Raw genomic sequence first — 16,424 nt, forward strand, 5'->3', positions numbered from 1 at the left:
CTGAGCCGGACGGCTCAGCCCACGTCCGCCGGGCTCAGGGCTGCGCCGGGGGCTGGCCGCCCTCGCCGCCCGCCGGGGGCTGGCCACCGCCGGGCCCGCCCATCCCGCCCTGCTCCTGCTCAGTGGTGGTGTCGATCGGGACGTCGATGGTGATGGCGAAGCCCTTTTCCACGGAGCCCGTGATCTGCGGCAGCTGCGTCTCGTAGCCGTCCGAGAAGACGTTGTCCGTCTCGAGGCTGACCTTGGCGAAGTTCGCCGTCGACCCGTCGTAGGCTGAGGTGGCATAGACCTGCGAGGACTGCTCCTCGGGCATGGCGATCTGGGAGGTGAGGACGTTGTTCGTCGCGTCCGTGATGGACGCCTTGTCGGGGAACACCTCGAAGTGCAGATGGGGCCACCGGCCGTCGTAGCAGCCGGGCCACACCGTGGTGAAGGTGACCGTGCCGTCGTCGCCCACCACCTGGACGCCGCGCAGGTAGGTCTCCTCCGTGATGCCGTCCGAGTACATCGAGTAGCGGCCCTGCGCGTCGGCGTGCCAGAGGTACACGGCGGCGCCGGTCATCGCGGCGTCGCCGTTGGCCATGTCGATCACGTTCATCGTCACCGTCAGCGGGACGCCCTCGGCGACGGTGCCCGTGTCGATGCTCGTGGTCAGGTCGGAGCGTTCGATGCCGGACGCGTCGAGCACGTCCGGGCCGTTGGAGCCGTCGCCCGGGTACGGGCCTGCGGTCTCGGTGACCATCTCGGTCAGGGTGGCGGACGGCGAGGCGCTCGCCGCCGACGAGGAGGAGGCCGCGGGTGACGAGGAGCCGGCGCTCGCCGACGTCGAGCTGGAGGAGGACGAGGCGCCCTCCTGGACTCCGCACGCGGCGAGGACGAGGGCCCCCGCCCCCGCGCCGAAGATGCCCAGCGCGTTGCGGCGGGAGACGAGCGTGCCGACGTCGAAGGCGGCGCCCTGGTCCTCGACGTCCTCGGCCGGGGGGTGGGAGGCCCGGCCCTCGAAGGTGGGCGTGACGGCGGGGACCTCGCCTGCCTCGGTGACCTGGGGGAAGGGACGACGGGAGCGGGTCGGGAGCCAGGGGGCCATGGAGCTCCTCTCGTGGGGCGCCCGCCAGGTGGCGGGTCGCGTCGAGATGCCAGCATGGCAACGGATGCCGGACGTTTTCGTGAGATCGGCGGGATGGTTCCAGGACATCTCCTGGGCGGTTTCCGACACGGGCGGGACCGCCGGCGCCTCGGTCGACGCCTCAACTACCTGCCGGTCCAGCTCCGTTGCTGAAACATGCACCTGGAAAGGTGGCGCACACTCTCAGGGTCGAGTCAGCGATTCCGGCGCCGGGCCGTCTCAGACCTCCGGGGCCTCCCCCAGGTGGCTCGGCGCCCACATCGCCAGGCGGGTCTGCACCACCACGACGTTCGGCCCGTCCGCCTGGAACGCGCGCTCGAGCGCGCCGCGCACGTCCTCCACTCCCACCGTCTCGGCGGGCACGCCGAAGGAGGCGGCGAGGGCCTGGAAGTCCGGCCTGTCGAGCTCGGTGGCCGTGGCCTTGCCGAACGCGCCCTCCATGTACTCGCGCAGGATGCCGTATCCGCCGTCGTCGATGATCAGCCACGTCACCGCCGCGCCGTGCTGTCTGGCGGCCGCGAGCTCGGCGAGGGAGTACATCGCCGAGCCGTCGCCGGCGACGGCGAGCACGCGCCCGTCGATCCCGGTGCGTCCCTGGTGGGCCAGGCCCACCGCGCCGCCGAACGCGGCCGGGAACCCGTAGCCGAGCCCTCCGGCACCCTGCGCCGAGTGGAACTCGCCGTCCTGCGCGTCCCAGCAGTTCCACGCCCAGTAGGCGGCGATGGTCATGTCCCAGTACGTCTGCATGGTCGACGGAACGGCGGCGCGGATGTCCGCCAGGAGCCGGCGCTCCACGCCGAGGTCCTGGGCATCGAGGCGGGCGGTGATGCGCGCGTTGACGTCGGCGACCACCTCGGCCGGGGTGCGGCCGTGCCAGACGGCGGCGTCCTGCGCCACCGAGCCCGACTCGCGCAGCGCCGCGGCGAGCGCCTCGAGCGCCTGGCCGGCGTCGGCGCGCACACCCAGCGTGGGGTGGTTGGTCTCCAGCACGCGCGGCTCCGCGTCCACCTGGATGAGGCGGCCGCGCGGCTCGAGCGTGAAGTAGTTCGAGGTGACCTCGCCGAGCGAGGAGCCGACCACGAGCAGCACCTCCGCGTCCTCGAGCAGGTCTGTGACGAGGCGGTCCTCCACCCAGCCGCCGAGGCTGAGCGGGTGCTCCCACGGGAAGGCGGTGTTGCCGCCCGGCGAGCAGACCACGGGTGCCTGGAGCAGCTCCGCGACCTCCCGCAGGCTCTCCATCGCGGCCCGGCCGGAGCGGCGCACACCGCCGCCGGCCACGATCGCCACCCGCCCGGCCCCGCGCAGCCAGCGTGCGGACTCGGCCACGAGCTCGGCGCGCGGCGGGTGGTCGTAGGGCACGGCCAGGGCGTCCTCGACCGGGGGCACCATGACCTCGCCGAGCAGCACGTCCTGCGGGATCTCGACCCACACCGGCCCCTGCGGCACGGTGATGGCCTCGGCCCACGCGTCCTGGATGGCGGACGGGATGCCCGAGGCGTGGTGGACCGTGAACTGGGCCTTGGTGACGTTGCGGGCCGAGGCCTTCTGGTCGTCCAGCTGGTGCAGCATGCCCTTGCGCCGGGCGCCGAGCCCGGACAGCGGGATCTGCGAGGCGACCACGAGCATCGGCACGCCCGTGGCGTACGCCTCCTGCAGGCCGGCCAGTGAGGTGAGGGCGCCCGGGCCGGTGGAGAGGAACAGGACGCCGACCTCGCCGGTGGCCCGGGCGTATCCGTCCGCGGCGAAGGCGGCGTTGTTCTCCACGCGGTTCGAGACGAACTCCAGCGGGGAGCGGGACAGGGCGTCGAAGAGGCCGAGGGCGTGTTGGCCCGGGATGCCGAAGACCGTCCGTGCGCCCAGGGCGTGGAGCGTCTCGACGGCGAGGTCGCCGCCGTTGCGCCGCGGGGCCGCCGTCGTCGTCTGCTCGTCGCTCATCGGGCCGACTCCTCACCGGCGGCCGCGCGGGTGGCGCGGCGGTCGGCCATCAGGGAGATGAGGTCGTAGGCCACATGGGAGGCGGCGACGCCGGTCAGCTCGGCGTGGTCGTAGGCCGGGGCCACCTCCACCAGGTCTGCGCCCACGATGTCGAGCCCGCGCAGCCCACGCAGGATCTCGAGCAGCTCGCGGCTCGTGATGCCGCCGGCCTCGGGGGTGCCGGTGCCCGGCGCGTGCGCGGGGTCGAGGACGTCGATGTCCACCGAGATGTAGAGCGGCCGACCCCCGATGCGCTGGCGCAGCTGGTCCACGATCTCGTCCACGCCCTGACGGAACACGTCCGAGGAGGTGACGATGCCGAAGCCCATGCGGTGGTCGTCGTCGAGGTCCTTCTTGCCGTAGAGCGGACCGCGCGTGCCCACATGCGAGATGGCCTCGGTGTCCAGGATCCCCTCCTCCACGGCGCGGCGGAACGGCGTGCCGTGGGTGTACTCGGCCCCGAAGTAGGTGTCCCACGTGTCCAGGTGGGCGTCGAAGTGCAGCAGGGCAACGGGCTCGCCCGCCCGGGCGGAGGCGGCGCGCAGCAGCGGCAGCGCGATGGTGTGGTCGCCGCCGATGGTCATGAGCGAGGAGCCGTCCTCGGTGAGGTCCATCGCGTCCTGCTGGATCGCCTCGATGGCCTCGCCGATGTCGAACGGGTTCACCGCCATGTCCCCGGCGTCCACCACCTGGGCCTGCGCGAAGGGCGAGGTGTCCGTGGCGGGGTTGTACGGGCGCAGCAGCCGCGAGGACTGCCGCACGTGGCCGGACCCGAAGCGTGCACCGGGGCGGTAGGAGACGCCGGCGTCGAACGGTACGCCGACCACCTTGATCTCCGGGGCGACGCCGGCCGCGGCCGCCTCGTCCAGGCGCGGCAGCAGCGCGTAGGTGGGGGTGCCGCCGTAGCGGGGCACGAGGGCGGAGTTCACGGGGCCGAGGCGGCCGTTGTCCTCGACGCGGGGGATCTCGAGCATCTGGATGTCCTCTCTGGGCGGTTCGGTTCGGTCTGGTCGGTCTGGTCTGTCCGGTGTGGGCGCGCCGGACGGGGTCACGCGTGGCCCACGAGGGTCCACAGCACGACGGCGGGGCGGTCGTCCGGATTGGCCCACGAGTGGGGCTCGCGGCCGGGGAAGGTGACGGTGTCCCCCTCCTCCAACAGGTGCACGGCCTCGGTGGTCCGCAGCTCGAGGCGGCCGGTGACCACGTGCACCGCCTCCACGCGGCAGTCCACGGTGTACAGCTCCGCCTCCCCGCGGCCGCGCGGCGCGATGTCAGCGCGCAGGATCTGCAGGTCACGACTGCCGCGCGGGGTGATCAGGCGCTCGCGGATGCCCTCGCCGCCGAGGTTGACCGCGGGGGCGTCGGCGAGGCGCACGACCGTCACCTCGGGCGCGTCCAGGACGTCGCCCGGGCTCGCGCCGAGCACCTGGCACAGGGTCACGAGCGTGCTCACGGACGGGCTCGTCAGGTCCCGCTCGAGGCGGGAGAGGAAGCCCTTGCTGACGCCGGCCGCCTCGGCCAGCTGGGCCACGGTGAGCCGCCGCGCCTCGCGCAGCGCACGCAGCCGACGGCCGATCAGCGCCTGGCCCGGCGCGGTCTCGAGCGGGAGGGCCTTCATCGCGCTCCTCCCGACGTCGGCCAGGCGACATCGCCGATGTCACCCTGGACGACATGTTGTCTGATAAGCAACATGTGTTTACCGTAGGCCCGGATCGTGTGATCGGCAACACGACGATCTCTTGTGTCCCGCCGCGGCGCACCGCATCCCGGCGCCTCGGATCCCTTCGCTCCAAAGACCGCCCGTGACCCTCAACCTGACCATCGTCGCCGTCTACCTGGTCGGCATGCTCGCCTTCGGCTGGTGGGGCAAGACCCGCGCCGCCAGCTCGGAGGACTACCTCGTGGCGGGCCGCCGCCTCGGGCCGGTGCTGTTCACCGGCACCATGGCCGCCGTCGTGCTCGGCGGCGCCGCCACCGTGGGCGGCGTCGGCCTGGGGTACGAGTTCGGGCTCTCCGGCGCGTGGCTCGTGGCCGCCATCGGCGTCGGCGTCCTCATCCTGTCGGTGGCGTTCGCCCCGATCCTGGCCCGCCTGAAGATCTACACCGTCTCGCAGATGCTCCGCCTGCGGTACGGCCGTGGCGGGGCCTCCCACGCCTCCTCCTTCGTGATGCTCGCCTACACGCTCATGCTCGCCGCCACCTCCACGGGCGCCTACGCGTCGCTCTTCGTGGTGCTCTTCGGCTGGGACCGCTGGCTGTCCGTCCTGGTGGGCGGCGGCATCGTGCTGGCCTACTCCGTGCTCGGCGGCATGTGGTCCATCACCCTGGCCGACATGGCCCAGTTCCTCATCATGACCATCGGCCTGTTCGCCCTCATGCTCCCCCTCTCCCTGGCCAACGCCGGCGGCTGGAGCGCCATGCAGGAGCGCCTGGGCGCCGAGTTCTTCAGCTGGGACGGGATCGGCGTGCAGTCGATCGTCACCTACTTCGTGATCTACACCCTCGGCCTGCTGATCGGCCAGGACGTCTGGCAGCGCGTGTTCACGGCCCGCTCCCCGCGCGTGGCCCAGATCGGCGGCGCCACCGCGGGGCTGTACTGCATCGTGTACGGCGTCGCCGGCGCCGTGATCGGCATGGCGGCGCGCACGGTGACCGCGGACATCGCCGCCACGGACGACGTGTTCGCGTGGGTCGCCCAGAACCTGCTGCCCGTGGGCGTGGGCGGCGTGGCCCTGGCGGCCGCCGTCGCGGCCATGATGTCCACCGCCTCGGGCGCGATCATCGCGGCCTCGACCGTGATGCGCACCGACATCCTCCCGATCCTCCGCGGCGAGGCCACCGCCGCCGAGGACGGCGCCGTCGCCGAGGACGCGGCCACGGAGACCGCGGCGGAGCTCGCCTCGAACCGCGGCTGGGTGCTGCTGCTCGGCGCCGTCGTGCTGGGGCTGGCGATCGTCGTCCCGGACGTGGTGGCGGCCCTGACCATCGCGTACGACATCCTCGTGGGCGGCCTGTTCGTCGCGATCGTCGGCGGCCTCGTGTGGAAGCGCGGCACCGGCACGGCGGCCCTGTGGTCCATGGTGGTCGGGACGGTGGGCACCCTCGGCACCATGGGCTGGCTCGAGCTGAACGCGGCCGAGCCCTTCGAGGGCGTCTTCGCGAACGAGCCGATCTACGTCGGCCTGGCCGCCTCCGCCGTCGTGTACGTCCTCCTCAGCCTGATGACCCGGCCCACCGACCCCGCGGTCCTCGAGGCCTGGCGGGTGCGCTCCCGCCACGGCGTCGACCCCGCGGTCCGAGCGCAGGTCTGACCCACGCTCCCGGGGCCTGTGATCCTCCGACGCCCGCACGATGGCCGAGGCCACGTGGTGCGGCGGGCGGCGGCGGGCGACCCTTCCCGCGGGCTCCCCCCGGCCCCTAGTGTCTCCGTACAGCCTGAGACCGGGACTCCCCCTCGGGTTCGCCCCGTCTCTCGCCCCACCTGGGGCCTCGCTGGAGACAGAAAGGCAACAGTTCTCATGACCACCAAGAACCGCGCCGTGGCATTCCACGGCATCAAGGACGTGCGCGTCGACGAGCTGGACTTCCCCAAGCTGGAGATGCCCGACGGCTCCGCCGCGCCGCACGGTGTCATCCTCAAGATCGTCGCGACCAACATCTGCGGCAGCGACCTGCACATCTACCGCGGGTCCTTCCCCGCCCCCGAGGGCATGGTGCTGGGTCACGAGATGACCGGCCAGGTGCTGGAGGTCGGCAGCGACGTCCAGTTCCTGCAGGAGGGCGACCTCGTCTCCGTGCCGTTCAACGTGGCCTGCGGCCGTTGCCGCAACTGCCGCGCCGGCCGGACCGAGATCTGCGAGACCGCCAACCCGGACCAGGCCTGCGCCGCCTACGGCTTCAATCTGGGCGGCTTCCAGGGCGGGCAGGCCGAGTACCTGTTCGTGCCGTACGCCGACTTCCAGCTGCTGCGCTTCCCGGACCAGGAGCAGGCGATGGAGAAGATCCTGGATCTGACCGTGCTCTCGGACATCCTCCCGACGGCGTTCCACGGCCTCGTGGAGGCCGGCGCCAAGCCCGGCTCCACCGTCTACATCGCCGGTGCCGGCCCCGTGGGCCGGTGCGCCGCGGCCGCCGCTCGGCTGCTGGGCGCCTCGTGCATCATCGTGGGCGACCAGGACGCCTCGCGACTGGAGCTGGTGCGCAAGCACGGCTGCGAGACCATCGACCTCTCCACCACGGAGAACCTGCAGGACGCCGTGAGCGACATCCTCGGCGAGCCGATGGTGGACTGCGCGGTGGACTGCGTCGGCTCCGAGGCCCACGGCCTGGGCTCCGCGTCCGATGAGATGCAGCCGATCGCCGCCGTGAACCAGGTCCTGGACATCACCCGTCCGGGCGGCGCCACGGGCATCATCGGCATCTACGGGCCGGACCCGATCGCGGAGACGAAGGCCGAGCAGGAGGGCACCTTCCCGGTGGACTTCGGCAAGGCCTGGATCAAGTCGCCCCACATCATCGGCGGCCAGGCGCCCGTCATGCGCTACAACCGCCAGCTGATGATGTCGATCCTGTGGGATCGGATGCCGTACCTGACGGAGATGGTCAACCCGCGCGTGATCAGCCTGGACGAGGCACCGCAGGCCTATGCGGAGTTCGACCAGGGCTCCCTGGAGAAGTTCGTCATCGACCCCCACGGCATGATCGCCCGCTGAGCGGTCCGCCTCCGGATGCACGACGGCGCCCCTCACCCGCCCCGCGCAGGTGAGGGGCGCCGTCGTCGTCCGCGGATCATGCCGCGTGCAGCAGCGTGGCGGTGATCCCGAGGGCCGCCAAGCCCACCACCAGCGCGACCATGCAGGCCACCGACGCCAGGGCCGGCCGGGCCTGCTCCCGCGCGATTCCGTCCGCGTGCGCCACGTAGCGCCGGCGCTGCGTGGCCAGCACCGCCGCCCCGCCGACGGCCGCCACCACCGCAGGCCCGAACGCCCACGCGCCGACGGTCGGCCACCACCTCAGGAACGTGAGGCTGAGGACGCCCAGCGCCAGGACCGTGCGGCCCCAGCTCATCACGGTGCGCTCGGGCTGCAGCCCCGGGTCGTGATGCAGGCGCATCGTCTCAGCCCCGCGGAAGGACGACGGCGGCCAGCAGCACCACGACGGCCAGCACGACGCCCCCCGCGAGGACCGGGACGATCAGCGGCAGCGGCAGCGGACGGCCGCGGCGCATCGCCCGCTCCACCCGGAGCCAGCGCGCGCCCGCGCCCAGGGCGAGCAGCGCCGCCAGGACGAGCAGCACCGTGCTCAGCACCACCCGGACCGGCGGCGCGAAGAGGGCGCCGGTGAACGCCTCCACCGCGACCCCGCCGGCCAGCAGCGCCAGCGCCGTCCGGACCCAGGCCAGGAACGTGCGCTCGTTGGCGAGCGTGAACCGGGGGTCCGGCTCCTCCCCGCCCGCCAGGAGGCGGTGCTGCCAGGCCGGCCGGCCGCCGTCGTGGGCGGCGGTCTCGGGGCCGTCGGGGGTCTCTGCTGCGTCCATGCGGCCATGGTAGCGACGGCGTAGACTGGCCGGTCGGGCGCGCCCGGCCGCGACGGCGCCGCCCGTCCCCGCCCGCCCATCCGATGGAGCCCCATGAGCCCCGCCCACACCGCCACGCCCGCGGCACGTCCCGAGCCGACCCGCGAACAGGTCCGACGCTGGCGCCGCTACCTCGCCGACGAGATCGCCGAGGGCCAGATCTACCGCGACATCGCCGCTCGCAAGGACGGCGTGGAGCGCGACATCCTGCTCGGCCTCGCCGAGGCCGAGCGCCGCCACGAACAGCACTGGCGGGCCCTCCTGGGCGAGCACGCCGAGAACCCGCCGCGCCCCTCCCTGCACCGCATCCTGCTGCGCTGGCTCGCGCGGATCTTCGGCTCCGTGTTCGTGCTGGCCCTGGCCCAGCGCGCCGAGTCGGACACTCCCTACGCGGAGGACCAGGACGCCCCCGAGGGCATGGTGGCGGACGAGGCCATCCACGAGGAGGTCGTGCGCGGCCTCGCCGCCCGGGGTCGCGAGCAGCTGGCCGGCAACTTCCGCGCCGCCGTCTTCGGCATGAACGACGGGCTGGTCTCCAACCTGGCGCTCGTGATGGGCATCGGCGCGACGGGCGTGGCGCCGTCCGTCGTGCTGTTCACCGGCGTGGCCGGCCTGCTGGCGGGCGCGCTGTCCATGGCGGCCGGCGAGTACGTCTCGGTGCGGTCCCAGCGGGAGCTGCTCGAGGCCTCCTCCCCCACCCAGATCACCCTCGAGGCGGCCCAGCACCTGGACCTGGACCACAACGAGCTCACGCTCGTCTACCTGGCCCGCGGCATGACGCCCGAGGACGCCGAGCACCGCGCGCTCGAGCGCCTCGGCTATCTCACGTGCGACTGCAACCCGCAGTTCTCCGCCCGTCCCGACGGCTCCCAGGGGCCGGTGGACCACTCGGACTCCTTCGCGGAGATCGGCTCGGCGTGGAGCGCCTCCCTGTCCAGCTTCGCGTTCTTCGCCTCCGGCGCACTCATCCCGATCCTGCCGTACATCTTCGGCATGTCCGGGCTGTGGGCCCTGGGCCTGGCGGCGGCGATGGTGGGCGTGGCCCTGCTCTTCACCGGCGGTGTGGTCGGGCTGCTGTCCGGCTCCTCACCGCTGGCTCGGGGCCTGCGCCAGCTCGCGATCGGCTTCGGCGCCGCTGCCGTGACGTACGTGCTCGGCCTGCTCTTCGGCGCGAACGTGGGCTGACGGGCGCCCACCGCCTGCTCCGCCCCGCACAGCACACGGCCCCTGCCCCTCAGGACGAGGGACAGGGGCCGTGGTGCATCCGCCTGCCGGTGCGGAGCGCCGGCATCGGCGCCCCCCACCGCGGGATCAGGCCTGGGCCTGCAGGATCTCCCGCATGAGCTGGGCGGTCTCGGACGGGGTCTTGCCGACCTTCACGCCCGCGGCCTCGAGGGCCTCCTTCTTGGCCTGCGCGGTGCCGGCGGAGCCGGAGACGATGGCGCCGGCGTGGCCCATGGTCTTGCCCTCCGGGGCGGTGAAGCCGGCCACGTAGCCGACGACCGGCTTGGTGACGTTGGCCTTGATGAACTCGGCCGCACGCTCCTCGGCGTCGCCGCCGATCTCGCCGATCATCACGATGGCCTGGGTGTCCGGGTCGGCCTCGAACGCCTCGAGGGCGTCGATGTGGGTGGTGCCGATGATCGGGTCGCCGCCGATGCCGATGGCGGTGGAGAAGCCGAAGTCACGCAGCTCGTACATCATCTGGTAGGTCAGCGTGCCGGACTTGGACACGAGGCCGATGGGGCCGGAGCCGGTGATGGTGGCCGGGGTGATGCCCGCCAGGGCCTCGCCCGGGGTGATGACGCCGGGGCAGTTCGGGCCGATGATGCGGGTCTTCGGCTTGCCGTCCTCGCCGGTCTTGGACTGGGACAGGGCGAAGAACTCGGCGGTGTCCTGCACCGGGATGCCCTCGGTGATGACCACGAGCAGCGGGATCTCGGCCTCGATGGCCTCGATGGCGGCGTCCTTGGCGAAGGCCGGCGGCACGAAGGCCACGGACACGTCCGCACCGGTCTTCTCCATGGCCTCCTTGACGGTGCCGAAGACGGGCAGCTCGACGGCGTTGCCGTCCTTGTCCTCGTGGGACACGGTGGTGCCGGCCTTGCGGGCGTTCACGCCGCCCACGATGTTCGTGCCGGCCTTGAGCATGAGGCGGGTGTGCTTGGTGCCCTCACCGCCGGTGATGCCCTGGACGATGACCTTGGAGTCCTTGTTCAGGTAGATCGACATAGCTGTTTCCTCAGTCTTTCCGAACGGTCAGTTCGCGGAGTGGGCGAGCTCGGCGGCCTTGTCGGCGCCCTCGTCCATGGTGGCGGCCAGGGTGACGAGCGGGTGGTTCGCCTCCTGCAGGATGCGGCGGCCCTCCTCCACGGCGTTGCCGTCCAGGCGCACGACCAGCGGCTTGGTGGCGGTGTCACCCAGGATCTCGAGGGCCTTGACGATGCCGTTCGCGACCTGGTCGCACGCGGTGATGCCGCCGAAGACGTTCACGAACACGGACTTGACCTGCTCGTCGCCCAGGATGACGTCGAGGCCGTTGGCCATGACCTCGGCGTTGGCGCCGCCGCCGATGTCCAGGAAGTTGGCCGGCTTCACGCCGCCGTGCTGCTCGCCGGCGTACGCGACGACGTCGAGGGTGGACATCACGAGGCCGGCGCCGTTGCCGATCACGCCGACCTGGCCGTCCAGTTTCACGTAGTTGAGGCCGTTGGCCTTGGCCTTGGCCTCCAGCGGGTCCTCGGTGCGCTCGTCGACGAGGGCGGCGTGGTCCTCGTGGCGGAACGCCGCGTTGTCGTCGAGGGAGACCTTGCCGTCCAGGGCGAGGATCGTGCCGTCGCCGGTCTTCACCAGCGGGTTCACCTCGACGAGGGTGGCGTCCTCCTTCTCGAAGACCTCCCAGAGCTTCTGGATGACCTCGGCGACGTCGGCGCGCAGCTCCTCGGGGAAGCCCGCCTCGGTGACGATCTTCTGGGCGGTCTCGGCGTCGATGCCGGTCAGCGGGGAGACGGGCACCTTGGCGAGGGCCTCGGGGCGCTCCTCGGCGAGCTGCTCGATCTCCATGCCGCCCTCGACCGAGCACATGGCCAGGTAGGTGCGGTTGGCGCGGTCCAGCAGCACGGAGAAGTAGTACTCCTCGGCGATGTCGGCGCCCTGGGCGATCATGACCTGGTGCACGGTGTGGCCCTTGATGTCCATCCCCAGGATGGCCTTGGCGTGCTCGTAGGCCTCGTCGGCCGTCTTGGCGACCTTCACGCCGCCGGCCTTGCCGCGGCCGCCGACCTTCACCTGCGCCTTGACGACGGTGACGCCGCCGATCTTCTCCGCGGCCGCCTTGGCCTCGTCCGGGGTCTGCGCAACGATGCCGGCCAGCACGGGGACGCCGTGCGCCTCGAACAGATCGCGCGCCTGGTACTCATACAGGTCCACGGTGGTGTGTCCTTCTTGGTCGAAGACAGGGTCTGCCGGCCTCGCCCGCGGGCGCGGCCGACGTCGACGCCCCCTCCGTGGCCGGGCCGGGCGCGGGGGCACGGCGGGGCGGCGGACGGCGGCGTTCCACGGCTCACTGTAGTCCACGCCCCGGGGCGACCGGGGGGTCGGCGGGCCGGTCCCGTCAGCCCTCGACCTTCGTCAGCGGGGCGTAGCGCAGCAGCAGCCGCTTCTGCGCCCCGGTGGCGTCGAAGGTGACGGTCGCGACGGTCTTGTCCCCCGCGCCCGCGACGGCGTCCACGCGCCCCTCGCCGAACGTGGCGTGGGAGACGCGGTCGCCCGGGCTGAGCGCCACGATCTCCTTCTGCGGCTGCACCCGGCTCGGCGCCTTCCCGCGCACCACGCCGGAGGGCACCGTGAGGTCCGCCGGCTCGTCCCCGCGGGTGAGGCGCTGGGGTCGCGCGCCGTCGTCGTCCCGGGACCGCCAGGCCGGCCGGCCGCCCCCGAACCGCCCCGCGTAGCGCGAGGTGCCGGCGCCGGTCAGGCTCAACGAGCCGGCCGAGCGGGTGGTGCCCTCCCGCTCCCAGTCGATGAGCGTCTCCGGGATCTCCCCGAGGAACTGGCTGGGCGGGTTGAACTGGTGCTGGCCCCACAGCGAGCGTGCCTCGGCGCGCGTCAGGAACAGGCGACGGCGGGCGCGCGTCAGGCCCACGTAGGCCAGACGGCGCTCCTCCGCGAGCTCCTTCTCGTCCGTCATCGAGCGGGCGTGCGGGAACACCCCGTGCTCCATGCCCGTCAGGAACACCACGGGGAACTCGAGGCCCTTGGCGGTGTGCAGCGTCATGAGCGTGACCTGGCCCTGCTGCTCGGCGAGCGCCTCGCCCTCCACGTCCGGGGCCGTGGGCAGCTGGTCTGCGTCCGCCACGAGCGCCACCTGCTCGAGGAAGTCGGACAGGGTGCCGTCCGGGTGCGTCGTCTCGAAGGAGCGGACGACGGCGACGAGCTCGCCGAGGTTGTCCGCGCGGGACTCGTCCTGCAGGTCCTCGGACTCGCGGAGGGCGGCCAGCATCCCGGACTGCTCGAGGACGGCCTCCAGGACGGTGGCCGGGCCGGCGGACTCGGCGACCTGGCCGAGGTCGTCCATCATCTGCACGAAGCCGCGGACGGCCTTGAGCGAGCGGGCGGCCATGCCGGGGGCGTTCTCGGCGTCGCGCAGGGCCGCGGAGAACGTGGAGCGGTTGCGCTCGGCCCACGCGGCGATGGCGCCCTCGGCCCGGTCCCCGATGCCCCGTTTGGGCTCGTTGAGGATGCGGCGCACGTTGACGTCGTCGTCGGGGTTGACGATCACCCGCAGGTAGGCGAGCGCGTCCTTGATCTCCTTGCGGTCGTAGAAGCGCGTGCCGCCGATGACCCGGTACGGGATGCCGCGCGTCACCAGCCGCTCCTCGAGCGCGCGGGACTGCGCGTTGGTCCGGTAGAACACGGCGACGTCGGCCGGGCGGATCCCGTCCTCGTCCTGCAGCCGGTCGATGGTGGTGGCGATCCACTCCGCTTCGGCGGACTCGTTCTCCGCGGCGTAGCCGACGATCGCCGGGCCCTCCCCCTCGGCCGTCCACAGGCGCTTGGGGCGGCGGTCCGGGTTGCGCTCGATCACCGCGTTGGCGGCGTCCAGGATGGTCTGCGTGGAGCGGTAGTTCTGCTCGAGCTTGATGGTGACGGCGTCCGTGAAGTCCTGCTCGAACTCGACGATGTTGCGGATGTCCGCGCCGCGGAACGCGTAGATGGACTGGTCCGAGTCGCCGACGACGGTCAGCTCGCCGCCGGGGGTCTCCACGCCCTCGGGGTCGCCCGCCGGGCCGGCGAGGAGCCGGATCAGGCGGTACTGTGCGTGGTTGGTGTCCTGGTACTCGTCCACGAGGACGTGGCGGAACCGGCGGCGGTAGTTGTCCAGCACGCGCGGGAACGCCTCGAACATGTGGACCGTCATGCCGATCAGGTCGTCGAAGTCCAGGGCGTTGGCCTGGCGCAGGCGGGCCGTGTAGTCCCGGTAGACGGCGGCGACGGCGCGGCCCCACGGGTCCCCCTCGGCCACGGTGGCGGCGTAGTCGTCCGCCTCCACGAGCTCGTTCTTCAGGGAGCTGATGCGGTTCAGCAGGGCCTTGGGCGCGAAGCGCTTCGGGTCCAGCTCGTGCTGCTTGGCGACGGTGGTGACCAGGCGCAGGCTGTCCGCCGAGTCGTAGATGGTGAACGTGGACTTCAGCCCGATGTTGGCGGCCTCGTTGCGCAGCAGCCGCACGGCGGAGGAATGGAACGTGGAGATCCACATCCGCTGGGCGGTGGGACCGATCAGCCCGGCCACGCGCTCGCGCATCTCCGCGGCGGCCTTGTTCGTGAAGGTGATGGCGAGGATCTCGTGCGGCCGCGCCCGGCCGGTGGCGAGCAGCCACGCGATGCGGTGGGTCAGCACCCGGGTCTTGCCCGAGCCGGCGCCCGCCACGATCAGCAGCGGCGCCCCCGTGTGGGTCACCGCGGCGGCCTGCTGCGGGTTGAGCCCCGCCACGAGCGACTCGGGAGTGTGCGCCGGAGCGGCCGGGCGGGCGTCCTCGCCCCAGGCCTCGGGGTCCGCGGCCGCGCGCGTGACGGCCGGGGGCACGAGCCCGGGCAGGGCGGTCTCCGGGTCCGCGGGGCGGCGGGTCCGGTCGAGGTTCAGGGGCGTGCGTCCGAGCGCGGAGAAGAGGTCAGCCATGGCGGACCCAGTCTAGGCGCGGCCCCGGACGCGACAGGGGGCGCCGTCGTCGCCATCCCCCACCGCGCCGCCCCGCCCCACCCCACCCGCACTTTCGAACGTGATGTGGGGCCTATCTCGCGTTCGAAAGTCCCCAAGACCCCGATTCCACGTTCGAAAACCGGCGGGAATCGAACGGCCCGCTATGGTCTTCTGGGCGTTCCGCGCGATGTGGCGGCGGAGCCTCCTTCCCCTGCCCCGCCACGTCACCCCGGAGCCGCCATGTCCACCACGCCGACCCCGCCCATGTCCCACGGGTCCACCCCCAGCCGGATGACCTGGATGGACGCGATGCGCGGATTCGCCGTGCTGCTGGTGATGTTCACCCACACCTACACGATGCCGCAGGGCCTCGACGCGACCTTCAGCTCCGTGGCGTTCGCGAACGTGGTGCAGGTGTTCCAGTCGTGGCGGATGCCGATGCTCGTGTTCCTGTCCGGCGTCCTGCTGCCCCGCTCCGTGTCCAAGCCGCTGGGCACGTACTACCGCGGCAAGGCGGAGCGGATCCTGTGGCCGTTCCTCGTCTGGATGGTCGTGCTGGCGCTGGCCACGGGCAGGCCCGGGTCCCTGCTGTCCGGCGAGTTCTGGCGCGGTGGCGCGTGGCACCTGTGGTTCCTGTGGGTGCTCATGCTCTGCTATCTCATCGGCCCGGTGATCCGCCGTGTCCCGGCGCTGGTGGTCGCGGCCGTCCTCTTCGTGCTGCTCCTGGAGTTCGTCAGCGGCCCCCGCGACTGGGTGCGTCCCCTGTACTGGGGTGTGTACTTCTTCCTCGGTGCCGCGTCCGCGCGACTGCTCCCCCGGATCCGCACGGCGCCGGCCGCCCTGGGTGTGATCGCGGTGATCCTGATGGTGCTCACCGTGACGGCCACGCGCACCGGCGCGCTCGTGGTGGCGGAGCGCCAGCCCTGGTCCGTGTTCGCTGCTCTGCCGGGGATCCTCGTGGTGCTGTGGCTCGGCCCGCGCCTGCCCCGTCTGCCGTTCCTCGAGTTCTGCGGCCGCCGCTCGATGGTCCTCTACGTCGCCCACATGCCGGTGCTGATCCTGGCGGTGGCGGCCTTCCGCGACCTCGCCGCGGTCCGCCCGGTCGACTTCTACGTGGCCATCGCGTCGTTCACGTTCCTCGTCCCGCTCGCCCTCGCGCTCGGCTACCGACGGGTGCGCTGGCTCTTCGAGTTCCCGACGGCGGGACGCGGCCGGGAGCGGCCACGCACCCGGGCAGCGGTCCCGGAGGCGGCCGACGCCGTGCCGGCGCAGACCGCCGAGCCCGCCCCGACGACGGCGCCCCTGCCGGTCGTCGAGCCGGCGTCCGAGCCGCAGTCCACCGCGGGGCCGGCCCCGGCCACCGAGCCGGCGTCCGACGCACCCGCCCAGGTCCCCCGCCCGCGGCCTCGCCACGCGGACTGAGCCGCCCCGGACTCGCCCCCACCCGCACTTTCGAACGTGATGTGGGGCCTATCTCGCGTTCGAAAGTTCCCATGACCCCGATTTCACGTTCGAAAGTGAGCTGGGCTGGGCGGGGCTGGGCGGGACCGGAC

The 16,424-nt window shown here is 72.6% G+C and carries 13 protein-coding genes; 4 read left to right on the forward strand and 9 right to left on the reverse strand.

Annotated features, from left to right (window positions below; all coding sequences use genetic code 11):
* Positions 1-34 precede the first annotated feature (34 nt).
* The 4 genes from ACTSKS_RS03265 to ACTSKS_RS03280 form a co-directional block, all read right to left on the reverse strand.
* Positions 35-1,087 carry an intradiol ring-cleavage dioxygenase gene (locus ACTSKS_RS03265; protein ID WP_041103041.1) on the reverse strand — a complete coding sequence of 351 codons (1,053 nt, stop codon included), beginning with the start codon at positions 1,085-1,087 and terminating at the stop codon, positions 35-37.
* Between the two features lie 258 nt (positions 1,088-1,345).
* The gene (locus tag ACTSKS_RS03270) at positions 1,346-3,061 is read right to left on the reverse strand and encodes a thiamine pyrophosphate-binding protein (RefSeq protein WP_041103045.1); all 1,716 of its coding nucleotides are present in this window, start codon (positions 3,059-3,061) and stop codon (positions 1,346-1,348) included.
* Complete coding sequence (speB, locus tag ACTSKS_RS03275; protein ID WP_041103046.1) at positions 3,058-4,074, reverse strand: agmatinase; 1,017 nt, start codon at positions 4,072-4,074, stop codon at positions 3,058-3,060. The genes ACTSKS_RS03270 and speB overlap by 4 nt, the downstream gene beginning before the upstream one ends.
* 74 nt (positions 4,075-4,148) lie before the next feature.
* Positions 4,149-4,718: an XRE family transcriptional regulator gene (locus ACTSKS_RS03280; protein WP_041103047.1), complete on the reverse strand. Its 570-nt coding sequence runs from the start codon at positions 4,716-4,718 to the stop codon at positions 4,149-4,151.
* Between the two features lie 184 nt (positions 4,719-4,902).
* On the opposite strand from ACTSKS_RS03280, the gene ACTSKS_RS03285 reads away from it, so the two are divergent.
* On the forward strand, positions 4,903-6,411 hold the full coding sequence (locus tag ACTSKS_RS03285) for a sodium:solute symporter (protein WP_041103048.1): 1,509 nt from the start codon (positions 4,903-4,905) through the stop codon (positions 6,409-6,411).
* 207 nt (positions 6,412-6,618) lie between these two features.
* Entirely contained in the window at positions 6,619-7,812 is a 1,194-nt protein-coding gene (locus ACTSKS_RS03290; protein ID WP_041103050.1) for an alcohol dehydrogenase catalytic domain-containing protein, read from the forward strand.
* 76 nt (positions 7,813-7,888) lie between these two features.
* On the opposite strand, the gene ACTSKS_RS03295 is transcribed toward ACTSKS_RS03290, so the two are convergent.
* Positions 7,889-8,212 carry a DUF202 domain-containing protein gene (locus tag ACTSKS_RS03295; RefSeq protein ID WP_041103052.1) on the reverse strand — a complete coding sequence of 108 codons (324 nt, stop codon included), beginning with the start codon at positions 8,210-8,212 and terminating at the stop codon, positions 7,889-7,891.
* A 4-nt stretch (positions 8,213-8,216) separates the two neighbouring features.
* Positions 8,217-8,636 (reverse strand): YidH family protein, encoded by a 420-nt coding sequence (locus ACTSKS_RS03300; RefSeq protein WP_041103054.1) that lies wholly within the window; start codon positions 8,634-8,636, stop codon positions 8,217-8,219.
* A 93-nt stretch (positions 8,637-8,729) separates the two neighbouring features.
* Here ACTSKS_RS03300 and ACTSKS_RS03305 point away from each other — a divergent pair, with 93 nt between their 5' ends.
* Complete coding sequence (locus tag ACTSKS_RS03305) at positions 8,730-9,860, forward strand: VIT1/CCC1 transporter family protein (RefSeq protein ID WP_041103056.1); 1,131 nt, start codon at positions 8,730-8,732, stop codon at positions 9,858-9,860.
* 126 nt (positions 9,861-9,986) lie between these two features.
* On the opposite strand, the gene sucD is transcribed toward ACTSKS_RS03305, so the two are convergent.
* From sucD to pcrA, 3 genes are all read right to left on the reverse strand, one after another.
* Positions 9,987-10,907: a succinate--CoA ligase subunit alpha gene (gene sucD / locus ACTSKS_RS03310; RefSeq protein ID WP_044659020.1), complete on the reverse strand. Its 921-nt coding sequence runs from the start codon at positions 10,905-10,907 to the stop codon at positions 9,987-9,989.
* Between the two features lie 27 nt (positions 10,908-10,934).
* Entirely contained in the window at positions 10,935-12,104 is a 1,170-nt protein-coding gene (gene sucC / locus ACTSKS_RS03315) for an ADP-forming succinate--CoA ligase subunit beta (protein ID WP_044659021.1), read from the reverse strand.
* Positions 12,105-12,288: 184 nt separating this feature from the next.
* Positions 12,289-14,850, reverse strand: a complete 2,562-nt coding sequence (pcrA, locus tag ACTSKS_RS03320) for a DNA helicase PcrA (protein WP_044659022.1) — start codon at positions 14,848-14,850, stop codon at positions 12,289-12,291.
* A gap of 261 nt (positions 14,851-15,111) precedes the next feature.
* Between pcrA and ACTSKS_RS03325 the strand changes: the two genes are divergently transcribed.
* Complete coding sequence (locus tag ACTSKS_RS03325; protein WP_101967279.1) at positions 15,112-16,293, forward strand: acyltransferase family protein; 1,182 nt, start codon at positions 15,112-15,114, stop codon at positions 16,291-16,293.
* Positions 16,294-16,424 lie beyond the last annotated feature (131 nt).

It is taken from the genome of Micrococcus sp. TCR-5 (assembly GCF_052220525.1).
Classification (GTDB): domain Bacteria; phylum Actinomycetota; class Actinomycetes; order Actinomycetales; family Micrococcaceae; genus Micrococcus; species Micrococcus luteus.

Excerpts from the sequence above, each read along its gene's own strand:
- ACTSKS_RS03265 (WP_041103041.1), bottom strand. The coding sequence starts at position 1,087 with ATGGCCCCCTGGCTCCCGACCCGCTCCCGTCGTCCCTTCCCCCAGGTC.
- ACTSKS_RS03270 (WP_041103045.1), bottom strand. The coding sequence starts at position 3,061 with ATGAGCGACGAGCAGACGACGACGGCGGCCCCGCGGCGCAACGGCGGC.
- speB (WP_041103046.1), bottom strand. The coding sequence starts at position 4,074 with ATGCTCGAGATCCCCCGCGTCGAGGACAACGGCCGCCTCGGCCCCGTG.
- ACTSKS_RS03280 (WP_041103047.1), bottom strand. The coding sequence starts at position 4,718 with ATGAAGGCCCTCCCGCTCGAGACCGCGCCGGGCCAGGCGCTGATCGGC.
- ACTSKS_RS03290 (WP_041103050.1), top strand. The coding sequence starts at position 6,619 with ATGACCACCAAGAACCGCGCCGTGGCATTCCACGGCATCAAGGACGTG.
- ACTSKS_RS03295 (WP_041103052.1), bottom strand. The coding sequence starts at position 8,212 with ATGCGCCTGCATCACGACCCGGGGCTGCAGCCCGAGCGCACCGTGATG.
- ACTSKS_RS03300 (WP_041103054.1), bottom strand. The coding sequence starts at position 8,636 with ATGGACGCAGCAGAGACCCCCGACGGCCCCGAGACCGCCGCCCACGAC.
- ACTSKS_RS03305 (WP_041103056.1), top strand. The coding sequence starts at position 8,730 with ATGAGCCCCGCCCACACCGCCACGCCCGCGGCACGTCCCGAGCCGACC.
- sucD (WP_044659020.1), bottom strand. The coding sequence starts at position 10,907 with ATGTCGATCTACCTGAACAAGGACTCCAAGGTCATCGTCCAGGGCATC.
- pcrA (WP_044659022.1), bottom strand. The coding sequence starts at position 14,850 with ATGGCTGACCTCTTCTCCGCGCTCGGACGCACGCCCCTGAACCTCGAC.
- ACTSKS_RS03325 (WP_101967279.1), top strand. The coding sequence starts at position 15,112 with ATGTCCACCACGCCGACCCCGCCCATGTCCCACGGGTCCACCCCCAGC.